The sequence below is a fragment of the Enterobacter sp. PL_is514 genome (genome assembly GCF_055816715.1).
This window is the reverse complement of record NZ_JBVPGN010000031.1, coordinates 1-12,150: the sequence shown is the minus strand read 5'-3', so window position 1 is coordinate 12,150 and position 12,150 is coordinate 1. Positions and strand designations below refer to the sequence as shown.

The 12,150-nt window shown below is 54.1% G+C and carries 10 protein-coding genes; 3 read left to right on the top strand and 7 right to left on the bottom strand.

The window, feature by feature from the left end; translation table 11 throughout:
• Positions 1-19: 19 nt before the first annotated feature.
• The 5 genes from phnE to AC0TNG_RS11010 form a co-directional block, all read right to left on the bottom strand.
• Complete coding sequence (gene phnE, locus AC0TNG_RS11030) at positions 20-799, bottom strand: phosphonate ABC transporter, permease protein PhnE (protein ID WP_023334213.1); 780 nt, start codon at positions 797-799, stop codon at positions 20-22.
• A gap of 120 nt (positions 800-919) precedes the next feature.
• Positions 920-1,936, bottom strand: coding sequence for a phosphonate ABC transporter substrate-binding protein (gene phnD / locus AC0TNG_RS11025; RefSeq protein WP_473712485.1), 1,017 nt, complete (start codon positions 1,934-1,936; stop codon positions 920-922).
• 24 nt (positions 1,937-1,960) lie between these two features.
• Positions 1,961-2,749, bottom strand: a complete 789-nt coding sequence (gene phnC, locus AC0TNG_RS11020; RefSeq protein ID WP_048990326.1) for a phosphonate ABC transporter ATP-binding protein — start codon at positions 2,747-2,749, stop codon at positions 1,961-1,963.
• Positions 2,750-2,884: 135 nt separating this feature from the next.
• Positions 2,885-3,322: a VOC family metalloprotein YjdN gene (gene yjdN, locus AC0TNG_RS11015; protein WP_473712484.1), complete on the bottom strand. Its 438-nt coding sequence runs from the start codon at positions 3,320-3,322 to the stop codon at positions 2,885-2,887.
• A gap of 80 nt (positions 3,323-3,402) precedes the next feature.
• Positions 3,403-3,738: a zinc ribbon domain-containing protein YjdM gene (locus AC0TNG_RS11010; RefSeq protein ID WP_023310096.1), complete on the bottom strand. Its 336-nt coding sequence runs from the start codon at positions 3,736-3,738 to the stop codon at positions 3,403-3,405.
• A gap of 596 nt (positions 3,739-4,334) precedes the next feature.
• Here AC0TNG_RS11010 and crfC point away from each other — a divergent pair.
• Positions 4,335-6,689, top strand: coding sequence for a clamp-binding protein CrfC (gene crfC / locus AC0TNG_RS11005; protein ID WP_473712483.1), 2,355 nt, complete (start codon positions 4,335-4,337; stop codon positions 6,687-6,689).
• On the top strand, positions 6,686-7,561 hold the full coding sequence (locus AC0TNG_RS11000; protein WP_024906760.1) for a diguanylate cyclase regulator RdcB family protein: 876 nt from the start codon (positions 6,686-6,688) through the stop codon (positions 7,559-7,561). Before crfC ends, AC0TNG_RS11000 begins: the two co-directional genes overlap by 4 nt.
• 62 nt (positions 7,562-7,623) lie before the next feature.
• Here AC0TNG_RS11000 and kdgT read toward each other — a convergent pair whose 3' ends face one another.
• Positions 7,624-8,616: a 2-keto-3-deoxygluconate transporter gene (gene kdgT, locus AC0TNG_RS10995; protein WP_024906761.1), complete on the bottom strand. Its 993-nt coding sequence runs from the start codon at positions 8,614-8,616 to the stop codon at positions 7,624-7,626.
• 649 nt (positions 8,617-9,265) lie between these two features.
• Here kdgT and proP point away from each other — a divergent pair.
• On the top strand, positions 9,266-10,768 hold the full coding sequence (gene proP / locus AC0TNG_RS10990; protein WP_024906762.1) for a glycine betaine/L-proline transporter ProP: 1,503 nt from the start codon (positions 9,266-9,268) through the stop codon (positions 10,766-10,768).
• 33 nt (positions 10,769-10,801) lie between these two features.
• Here proP and AC0TNG_RS10985 read toward each other — a convergent pair whose 3' ends face one another.
• Entirely contained in the window at positions 10,802-11,755 is a 954-nt protein-coding gene (locus AC0TNG_RS10985; protein WP_417928077.1) for a nickel/cobalt transporter, read from the bottom strand.
• Positions 11,756-12,150 lie beyond the last annotated feature (395 nt).

The following is a 12,150-nucleotide window of genomic DNA, read 5'->3' as shown; positions in this document are numbered from 1 at the left end:
GAAAACAAAGCCTCGCTTCTCAGATGAAGTGCTTACGCAAACGTTGAGAGAGGAAATCCAGCAGGCTGACGGTGACGATGATGAGTACCATCAGGGCGCAGGTTTGCTGGAACTGGAAACCGCGAATCGCTTCCCACAGGGTGACGCCAATCCCGCCTGCGCCGACCATGCCGACGACGGTGGCGGAGCGGACGTTGGACTCAAAGCGGTACAGGGAGTAGGAGATCAGCAGCGGCATCACCTGCGGCAGGACGCCGTAGAGGATCTCTTCGATTTTGTTAGCGCCCGTTGCGCGGATGCCTTCCACCGGGCCGGGCTCGATGGCTTCGACCGCCTCAGAGAGCAGCTTGGAAAGCACGCCGGTGGTGTGGATGAACAGCGCCATTACGCCGGCGAACGGACCCAGGCCGACGGCGACCACGAACAGCATCGCAAAGACCATTTCGTTGATGGCGCGGCAGGCGTCCATCAGGCGACGCATCGGCTGATACACCCACCACGGCACGATGTTTTCGGCGCTCATCAGGCCAAACGGAATAGAGAGAACGACGGCAAGGGCGGTGCCCCAGACGGCGATTTGCAGGGTGACCGCCATTTCGCTGAGATAGTCCTGCCACTGGCTGAAGTCCGGCGGGAAGAAGTCGGCGGCGAAGGTCGCCATGTTGCCCGCGTCTTTGAAGAGCAGCAGCGGATCCATTTCCGCGCCCTTCCAGGAGATAACCAGCACCGCCAGCAGGATGGCCCAGCTAATGAGCGAGAACCAGCTGCGCTTTGGCGGTGGGAGGGTGATGGTTTGCATGTTGGCTCCTTTGGTTTATGTCCCCTCACCCCGACCCTCTCCCCAAAGGGGCGAGGAGGAAAAGACCGCACCGTGCAGTCCCCTCTCCCCTATGGGGAGAGGGTGAGGGGTGGAAAGGCACTACTGCACCGCTTTATTCACGCTGGTCATTGCACCGAGCGCGGCGGTCAGGCGGTCGAGGTCTTCAAGCTGGGCCTGAATCGCGGCCACTTTGCTGGTCTTCTCCTCGTCCTTCAGCCCTTTGTTGACCTTCACGCCCTGCATCTCTTTAAACAGCGCCAGCTGGCGAATCGGGACCAGCTGCAGGTCGCTTGACGGGCGGAACGGTGCCCAGCCCAGACGTTCCAGGACCGCTTTCTCTTCCGGCGTTTTGCCATAGGTCATAAAGAAGTCGTACACCTTGTCCTTGGTGCTTTCGGACAGGTTTTTACGCCACACAATCGGGTCACCGGGGATCAGCGGGGATTTCCAGATAACCTTGATCTCTTTCAGCTTGTCCGGTGCGGAGGTCTTCAGCTTGTCGAGGTTCTCGGTGTTGTTGGTGGCAACGTCCACCTGCTTGTTGGCCACGGCCAAAGCGTTGGTTTCATGACTGGCGTTCACCGTGCGCTTGAAGTCGCTGGCGGAGGCGTTGTTTTTGGCGAAGACGTAGTAGCCAGGGACAAGGTAACCCGAGGTGGAGTTCGGATCGCCGTTGCCGAAGGTCAGCTCTTTGCGTTTGGCGAGCATGTCGTTGAGGTTGTTGATTGGGCTGTCTTTGTTGACGATCAGCACGCTCCAGTACCCCGGGGAGCCATCTGCCGCGACGGTCTGGGCAAAGACCTGGCCGTTCGCGCGGTCCACCGCTTCCATGGCGGAGAGGTTGCCGTACCAGGCGATGTCCACTTTGTTAAAGCGCATCCCCTGGATGATGCCCGCGTAGTCCGGGGCGAAGAAGGCGTTCACTTTGATCCCCAGCTTGGTTTCCATATCTTTCAGGAACGGTTCCCACTGGGGTTTCAGGTTCTGCTGTGATTCCGTCGAAATAATGCCGAAGTTCAGCGCTTTTTCCTGCTCTTGTGCATACGCCGGGCTTAGGAGGGTGCTGAGGCTGAACATGCTGGTAAAGGCCAGCGCGGCAACGGCTTTGTAGCTCATGTACTTTCCTCGGATCGGGTTTAATTAAGCAGCCTGCGCGTTCTCTTCGACGCGGTTAATGCTGCGGTAGAGATGGTCAAAACGTTCGTTATCAAACTGATGGCTCGCGCCATCAAAGAACACGTGTCCCTGACGCAGGGCGACAATGCGTTCGCAGTAGCGCAGGGCGTAATCCACCTGATGCAGCGTGACCACCACGGTAATGCCGTCGTTCTGGTTTATGTCGCGCAGGGTCTCCATCACGATGCGGGCGGACTCCGGGTCCAGCGAGGCAATGGGTTCGTCAGCAAGAATGATTTGCGCTTTCTGCATCAGGGCGCGGGCAATGGCGACGCGCTGCTGCTGTCCACCGGACAGTGTGGAAACGCGCTGGTGGGCGAAATGCGCCATGCCGACGCGGGTCAGCGCCTGTAAGGCTTCCTGCTTTTGGGAAGGGGAGAACCAGCGCAGGCAGGTACGCCAGAACGGGGTGCTGCCAAGCGCGCCAATCAGCACGTTCTCCAGCACCGTCAGGCGGTTTACCAGGTTGAACTGCTGGAAGATGTAGCCCGTCTGGGCGCGGCTCTTGCGGATATCGCTGGCGAGACGCCCCGCGCGCTGCACGGTATTGCCCAGCAGCTCGACGTGGCTTTCCGGCGTTTTATCGCAGATGATAAGGCCGCTTAAATGACGCAGAAGGGTGGATTTACCTGAACCAGATGGCCCGAGAAGCGCCACCATGTCGCCCTGCTGGACGGTCAGATCAACGGCATGCAGAGCCTTATTGTGATTGAAGGTCTTGCTCAGTTTCTCGACGCGGATGACAGTTTGCATGTGCTGGGCCTCACGATAAATGTGGCCTCATGCTGGCGCATCAATGTGACATTTGGGTTAAGTCTGGGTTGCGGGAGTTTGAAGAGTTGAGCGGAGTTTGATGACAGGCGGAGGCAGAACGCCCCCGCCCGAAAATTAGTGCTGCTGTTTAACGACGTTAATCATCCACGGCACGCCGTATTTGTCGGTGACTTTACCGAAACCGTGCGCCCAGAAGGTTTCCTGCCAGGCCATTTCGATATTCCCGCCATCGGCAAGGTTGTCGAACCAGCGTTTGCCTTCATCGACATCCTGGGTGTCGAGCACCAGCGTAAAGCCCGCGTACTGCGCGTTGCTGCCAGGCGGCATCCCGTCGCTCATCATGATATCGCTGCCCGCAATGCGGACGTTGGAATGGGCGATAGCCGAATCCGGAAATTGCATACCGGACGGACAGCCTTCCTCGCTGTTATCGCTTTTTGGCATTTCGCCGAAGGTGATTTTATAGAGAGGCTCTGCGCCGACGGCTTGCTGGTAGAAGGCGGTGGCCTCTGCGCAGTTGCCGGCGAAAGAGATGTAGGGACTTAACGGCATAATCTTTACCTCACGTAAGAAAAGCCCATTAAGTGTAGTTCCCGAAAGCCCGGTAAGCGAAGCGCCACCGGGCGGGTAAATCAGTTCTTTTTCACGAACTCTGATTTCAGTTTCATCGGACCGAAGCCGTCAATTTTGCAGTCGATATTATGATCGCCTTCCACCAGACGGATATTCTTCACTTTGGTGCCAATCTTCAGCATGGAAGAACTGCCTTTTACTTTCAGGTCCTTAATCACGGTTACGCTGTCGCCGTCCGCCAGCAGATTGCCGTTCGCATCTTTTACGACAAGTGCATCAGCATCGTGTGATGGTTCGGCATCATTCCATTCGTGAGCACATTCCGGGCAGATGAACATGCCATTATCTTCATAGGTGTATTCAGAATTGCATTTCGGGCAGTGTGGGAGTGACATATCGGTATCCTCAAAAAGTGTAAACGCGCTGGAAGTGCCAGCTAAATGACGGCAGTGTGCCGAAAAAGGCGGCAAGTATAGCGCAAATCCACACGGTTGTCGGTGATATTGTGAATTAAAAAAGATGCAAAAAGCGTATCGGGAGTGACACTTCCTGTCAGTCAGATAAGCGATGCTTACGTCATTAGCACGGTGGGAAAAAATTGATGCTAAATATATCGAATATTTTATTGCAGCAAATTGCTACGCCCCTCCATTTCGGATAAGGTGAAGCAACACATCGTTATTTATCTCCTGACCTCGCTGCCATACATATCTTTTGGCAGGGGCGTATTACCTCTCTTTTTAGATGGGTAAATAATGATGATATATCCTGAAGTTTCTTAAAATTGGGCTACGCTTTTTTCTTTTGGCTGTCAGGCCAGGAGGAGAGCTTTACACGCCATGCAAGGATAGCGAATTATTTCTGATTATCATCAATCAGTTATATTTCGGCGAACATGTTTTCCACACGTGATCATATAAGCCTGAACAACATAATTAATACCAGTGGCTTAATAAAAGTAATAAATTTGCGTTAAGGAAAGTCTTTTATCATGCACACACAGACCATTTTTGAATTAAGCCAGGAAGCCGAGCGTTTGTTACAGCTCGCCCTGCAAAATCTTGATACGTTGAAATCAATGCCGGCTGCGATGCTGGAGAGCACAGCGGCTGCCATTACGGGTGAAAAGAACAACGTTTTACCTTTGCATTTTAGCGCGCGCGGCGTCGATGCACAGCAGGCGATGCTGAATAATGAATTACGGAAAATAACCCGGCTGGAAATGGTCCTGGCTATTGTTGGCACCATGAAAGCGGGGAAATCGACCACCATTAATGCGATTGTAGGGACCGAAGTGTTGCCGAACCGCAATCGTCCGATGACGGCGCTTCCCACCCTGATTCGGCACACGCCAGGTCAGAAGGACCCGGTGCTGCATTTTTCACATGCCTCGCCGATTGATGAATTGATTCAACTGCTCCAGAAAAAGCTATGCGATTACGATCGGGGGAAGCTGGCCCAGCATCTTGAAATTGATAAAGACATGAATACGCTGCTGGAGCGCATTGAAAAAGGAGAAGCCTTTGAGAAGCATCACCTTGGCGCGCAGCCAATATTTCATTGTCTGAAAAGCCTCAACGACCTGGTGAGACTTTCCCAGGCGTTAGGTGTGGCGTTTCCGTTCTCTGAATATGCGGCTATCGAACATATTCCGGTCATTGAAGTGGAGTTCGTGCATCTTGCGGGTCTGGATGCTCATCTCGGACAGCTGACGCTGCTCGATACGCCCGGGCCGAATGAGGCCGGACAGCCACATCTGCAAAAAATGCTCAACGAGCAATTGTCCCGAGCGTCGGCGGTGCTGGCCGTGATGGATTATACCCAGCTTAAATCCATCTCTGATGAAGAAGTTCGCCAGGCCATTTCCGCTGCGGGAAAATCAGTGCCGTTGTATGCGCTGGTCAATAAATTCGATCAGAAAGATCGCAATAGCGACGATGAAGAGCAGGTCCGGGCGATGATCTCCGGTACCTTAATGAAGGGCAATATTTCGCCAGGCCAGATCTACCCCGTTTCATCCATGTGGGCATATCTGGCGAACCGCGCGCGCTACGAGATGAGTACCCACGGACAGCTGCCGGATCATCAGGAGCAGCCCTGGGTGCAGGATTTTGCCGAGGCTGCGCTTGGACGTCGCTGGCGCACGGCGGACCTGGACGATATCGATCATATTCGTCATTCTGCCGATTTGCTCTGGGAAGATTCGCTGTTTGAACAACCCATACGCAAATTGATTTACGCCGCCTATGCCAATGCCTCGCTATACGCCCTGCGTTCGGCTTCGCATAAGCTCCTTAATTACGCACAAAATGCCCGGGAGTACCTCGACTTCCGCTATCAGGGTCTGACGGTTGCCTTTGAGGCGCTGGAATTGAATATTGCACGTCTGGAAGAGGACACGGCGCTTCTTCAGACGCGCCAGTGCATCGTGAGCGATGAGGTGAAACATGAAGTTGAGGAGGCGCTGAACGCCACTGCGGACTTTATGGGGGCCCAAAAAACCGCGCTTAACCAGGCGATTGGCGAGGTGTTCAGCGCTCGGCATATTCTTGATCTGGCAGGCATCGATCGGCAGAACCCTCAAGGTGGCGAGCCGCACGAGCTGAAGCAGCTGGTTCTGGACGATGAAGGGCAGGCGCAGATCGCGCTGAGTAAAATCCGCTCCTCCTGCGAGCTGGTGATGCTGGATGCGCAGACGAAGATTTGCCGGGAACTGGCGTTACGCTTCGACCAGCTTGAGTCTACGCTGGCGCGCTCCCTGAACGAAGCCATGCGCCCTATCGAAGAACGTATTAAAGAGCATCTGAGCCATGCGGGTTTTCGGGCGCGAATCAGTTTCCCGGCGTTTCAGGCGAGCCAGCTTAACTTCAATACGCGGGCGCTGTTTAACGATGCGATTGCGCAGGATGACAGTCAGGCAGACCCGCCATCAGGCGGGAGCAGCATGCGGGAAACGGTCTCTCGCTGGCTCAATAATCCGGGCTGGGGCTGGGATGAGTATGTGGAAACGCGCACGCGCTATGTTATCGACATTGCGCAGCTGCATGACAAATTTAAGCAACATATTGAGCAGTTTTGTGAACAAATACGTAAAGCTTTGTCCGCGCAGGTCGATGTCTCTGTTACGGCAGGAATGGCAACGTTCTTTGCAGAATTTTCGTTGTGCCTGACCGGGTTACAGGAAAGCTTGCGTGATAGCCTCGCAGTGCGTCAACAGAATGAGCATTCAACCCGAGCGCTCTGCCAGTTGTTGAAGCAAAGTATCACAACTGCGACGTGGATACAGGAAGATACCCGACTGTTACGCGATGATATTCAAACTCTATTCGCGGCAGAGCAACCATGACAACACCACTACTGGATGGCCCCGGGCGAACGCTGGAGTGTATTAATCCAAAATTTATGGTCGATCTGGTGCAGGGGGGAGACGCGGCGCGTCATCCTCACCTGGGACCACAGCAGCTTCAGTTTCGTGAGCGTTTGACGCAGGAAATCATGACGCATACCCGGCTACGCCCCTGGGCGATGGCGGGGATGCTCAATGAAAATGCGGGGCTGCGCCTGGGGCTGGCGGAAAAACTGGCCGGCATGCTTGATCCGGGTCATCTCGCGCTGACGCTGATGGCTGAGAAGCTGATTGCTTTGCGCCAGCAGACTCACCCGCGCGCCCCGCAATCCCCTGGGCTGATGCAGCAATACGGTGAACTCGCTTCTCATTTTACCCAACGCGCAGCCTATAAAGAAAAGGCGCTGACCCAGCGCGGGCTCACGGTGCAGGCGGGCGAGCACAGTGAGCAGATTTTTACCCGCTGGCGGGCCGGGCACTATGATGGCTGGTCGCTGGCCGGGCGCTGTTTTATTGTCCTGGAAGAGCTGCGCTGGGGGGCATTTGGTGATGCATGCCGCCTCGCGAATGAAGATGTGGCGGCAATGCTTAAGGATAACCTGCGCAGCATGGCGGCTAACTATCTGGCGCAGGGCATTAATGCGTCACCCACGACCCGCCATTTCTATCACCAGTGGCTGACAACGCCGGCCTCTCCGGGTTTAATCGATCATAAAGACATGCTGGGGTGGCTGGGGGACTGGTGTCAGGCGGATCAACATCCGGTGAGCTGGTCAGTCACGCAAAACTGGCAGACCGTCGCGCTGGGTATGCCGAGGCTCTGTTCGGCAAAACGGCTGGTTGACGGGATGGTGGAAGAGATTTTTGGGTGATCCCTTCCCCCTCACCCTAACCCTCTCCCCGCAGGGGAGAGGGGATGGTTTGGTGCGGTGTGTTAATGATTCATTTCTATTGGTTTCGGTTCAGGCTGGGCCTCTTGCATATTCCCGTAGCGTTTCGCGTACAGCGCCGTGATAATCGGCACCAGAATCGCGGTGACAATGACGCTGGCGGCAACCAGCGCTGTCGCTGAAGCGGCCACCGGTTCGAAGGCCGGGTTAATCTGGGCAATAATCACCGGGTTTGCGACGGCAGCCCCTGCGGCTGAAGAGGCGGCGACGCCGGCCGTGCCGTTTCCTCCTCCGATCACGCGGTCGGCAATGATCAGCGGAATACCGGTAATGACGATCACGGCGACCCCCAACACAATACCCAGCAGGCCGGTATCGAGGATAACCTTCAGATTTATGGTGTTCCCCAGTGCGAAGCCGAAGAACGGGATCAGCACCGGCGTGGCTTTGCTGAAGAAATCACGCAGATCGTGATCGAGATTGCCAAGGGCAAAGCCGATCAGGAAGGGCAGGATCGCGCCGACAAAGTGGTGGGGTTCAAAAGAGGCCAGGCCAGCAGACCCCAGGATCAGCATCGTCATCAGCGGACCAGATTCCAGAGACATCAACACAAATGCGCCGGACTCTTCTTTCGTCCCGTACTGGTTCATCAGGCTGGCGTACAATCCGCCGTTAGTCATATCCATCGCCGAGACAATCGCCAGGACCGATAATCCCGCGAAGAACCCGGTCTGAATTCCAGTCTCCGGGATGAACATCGCGCATATCATTGCTACCGCCCAGGCTACGGCTATTTTGGTTATCACCAGCGTGCCGGATTTCCGTATTACAGTACCTGTTGCCCGCAAATTAATGGATGCGCCGATACAAAAAAACCAGACGGCAAGAATCGGAACCGTGCCCGTTATCATGCCTTTTGTGAAACCGCCAAAATAAGCCCCGGTATCAGGGGCAAGGGTATTCAGGATGGCGCCAAGTACCAGCGGAACCAGCATCATACCGCCGGGTATGCGTTCTATCGTGGCTTTAATCTTCATGGACAAACCTCACATCGGATCCCGCAGGATGGGTGACAGGTGTTAAAAATTAGTCAATAAATTCAATTAATTGCTCTTGTCGTTTGCGGTGTTTCTTCGATAATCCTGCACGCATAATTAAATGTGTGCTCTCGATTAACCTCATTCTGTAAAACATAAAACGCTGAATTCTGATTTATCATGCGATCATTGGAATATTGATTCAATGAAAATAAAACATCGTTTTAGTTATCTTTGTCACATATTCAATGTAAAACCTGAGTCCGGTTCCTGTTGATGGAAATTTATGTAAATTTGATGTGAATTAACGTGGTTTGTTTTTCTGTTACGAAAGAAATAATGACGTGCGTGAGGATGCTCTTTAGGTAGGTTAAGGAAGTGCTTATTGGCACTCCTTGACAAAAATTTGACTGGGTTGACCGGACGCGAAAATATGTGTGAAGTTGATCACAAATATAAACGCTGGTAGGGTAAAAAGGTCATTAACTGCCCAGGCAGGCGTCAACAGGTTCGGTTGTATCGGCGTAAAACGTCAATGTAAGTAAACCTGCTACGCTTGAATAAGGCGATTCGCATGGAGCGGATCCCATGGTTCACAGAACGCAAACTGGACTGTGAAACAGACAGGGCCGAGTCAACGAGGATAGCTATGCTAAGAAGGAAAAAGATTAAACCCATCACGCTTCGCGACGTCACCATTATTGATGACGCAAAGCTGCGTAAAGCCATTACTGCAGCCTCGCTCGGTAATGCGATGGAATGGTTCGATTTTGGTGTCTACGGCTTTGTGGCCTATGCGTTAGGTAAAGTGTTTTTCCCCGGGGCCGATCCCAGCCTTCAGATGATTGCCGCATTGGGTACGTTCTCCGTTCCCTTCCTGATTCGCCCGCTGGGTGGACTGTTCTTCGGTATGCTCGGCGATAAATATGGTCGTCAGAAAATCCTTGCCATCACCATCGTCATTATGTCGATCAGTACATTCTGTATCGGCCTTATCCCGTCTTACGCCACCATCGGCATTTGGGCACCGATTCTGCTGCTGATTTGTAAGATGGCTCAGGGCTTCTCCGTGGGTGGTGAATACACCGGCGCCTCGATCTTTGTTGCCGAGTACTCTCCGGACCGTAAGCGCGGGTTTATGGGAAGCTGGCTGGACTTCGGCTCGATTGCCGGGTTTGTTCTGGGCGCGGGCGTGGTGGTGCTGATTTCAACCGTAGTGGGGGAAGCGAACTTCCTCGACTGGGGCTGGCGTATCCCGTTCTTCCTGGCATTGCCGCTGGGGATCATTGGTCTCTACCTGCGTCATGCGCTTGAAGAAACGCCCGCGTTCCAGCAGCACGTCGATAAGCTGGAACAGGGTGACCGCGAAGGGCTGCAGGATGGTCCAAAGGTATCGTTCAAAGAGATCGCCACTAAGCACTGGCGCAGCCTGCTGACCTGTATTGGTCTGGTGATTTCGACCAACGTGACCTACTACATGCTGCTGACCTACATGCCGAGCTATCTGTCGCATAACCTGCATTACTCGGAAGATCACGGTGTCTTGATTATTATCGCCATCATGGTCGGTATGCTGTTTGTGCAGCCGATTATGGGCCTGTTGAGTGACCGTTTTGGCCGTCGACCGTTCATTATTCTGGGAAGCGTTGCGCTGTTTGCGCTGGCAATCCCGGCATTTATTCTGATTAACAGCGATGTGCTGGGGCTGATTTTTGCCGGTCTGCTGATGCTGGCGGTGATCCTTAACTGCTTTATCGGGGTGATGGCCTCAACGCTGCCCGCGATGTTCCCGACCCACATTCGCTACAGCGCGCTGGCCGCGGCCTTTAACATCTCGGTGCTGATTGCCGGTCTGACCCCAACGCTTGCCGCCTCGCTGGTGGAGAGCACGCAGAACCTGATGATGCCGGCTTATTACCTGATGGTGATCGCGGTGATTGGTTTGATTACCGGTATTACCATGAAGGAGACGGCGAATCGTCCTCTGAAAGGCGCCACGCCTGCGGCATCGGATATTCAGGAAGCGAAAGAGATCCTGCGTGAGCACTACGATAACGTAGAGCAGAAGATTGAGGATATTGACGCAGAGATTGAAGAGCTGCAGAAAAAACGCTCCCGACTGGTGGACCAGCATCCACGCATCAACGAGTAATAAAAAAACCCGCCAACGGCGGGTTTTCTTTTATTAGCATCCGGCGGCGATGTAGTCGCCATTGGCACTGATGGGGATCACCGTCAGGAACAGCACCGTCGCGAACAGGATCAGGACTATCCCTCCGGCTATTTTGACTGCCGGTACGAGCCATCTTAATGAGGCGCTTTCTCCGAACCAGCTCACCGTGCGCTCGCGGGCGTAGCGTACTGCCAGTGAAAGCCCCACGATAGAAAGCGCGGTTCCCAAAGACATGGTCATGACGGCGGCCACCCCCCAGGTGACAATGCCCAGCGCGTTCGAAAACATCAGAATCATGATCGCCCCGCTGCACGGGCGTGCCCCAATTGCCAGAATCACGCCCAGACGGGTTTTCCAGTCGCCCTGCGTCAGGTCTGTACCTACGCCGTGATGGCCGCAGCCACAGTGTTCGTCGTGCTGATGAAGCGGTTTGATGGCTGAGATCGTTAACCTGTGTGGACGCAGGCTCTTCAGCGCCTGGTAAATAACAAACGCGCCAAATGTGCCAATAAGCACTGCACTTATCTTCTCAACGTACCAGCGGCTGGTACTGATATCCCCTGAGGCGAGGTTAAACCCTATAGCCAGAATAAAGACAAAAAGAATGGCGCTGACGCCCTGCATCAGGCTACCCAGGAAGGGGACGACCCGGGCGGCCAGCTCGCTTTCCTTATTTGTAGTCAGGTAGGTCGTCACGATGAACTTTCCGTGCCCGGGGCCAATGGCGTGGAGAACGCCATAAAGGAAAGCTCCCGTTAACAGCCATAATCCGCCGCTGTACTGGTGGTTATTAAGCTGCAGCAGATACATCACCAGATAACGGTGCAGCGTAATTTGTGTGGCGAGACACCACTGGATAAAAGCGTTCCAGTGCGCATGCAGGGTAAAACCGGCAAAGAGGATCGCCAGCAGCATCACTCCTGCTGTAGGGAGACGCCAGTCACGGGCGAGGCGTTGTGTGGTCATGAGGATGGGCCTGCACAGAGGAGAGTATTTGCCGCTAGTATAGTTGATCTTCCCGCTCAATTCGTAGGATCGCATCGCGATCCGCTCATGATTGTGGATAACTTTGTGTATAAAAGGGTATAAGGCGGGGTTTTGCTGGGGAATGCAGCAGTCAGTCATTTTTTTGCAACTTTTCGGTTGCGGTCGTTCGGGAACTCCCTATAATGCGCCTCCATCGACACGGCGGATGTGAATCACTTCACACAACAAGCGGTTCGGTTGAAGAGAAAAAATCCTGAAATAACGGGTTGACTCTGAAAGAGGAAAGCGTAATATACGCCACCTCGCAACGGTGAGCGAAAGCCGCGTTGCACTGCTCTTTAACAATTTATCAGACAATCTGTGTGGGCACTCAA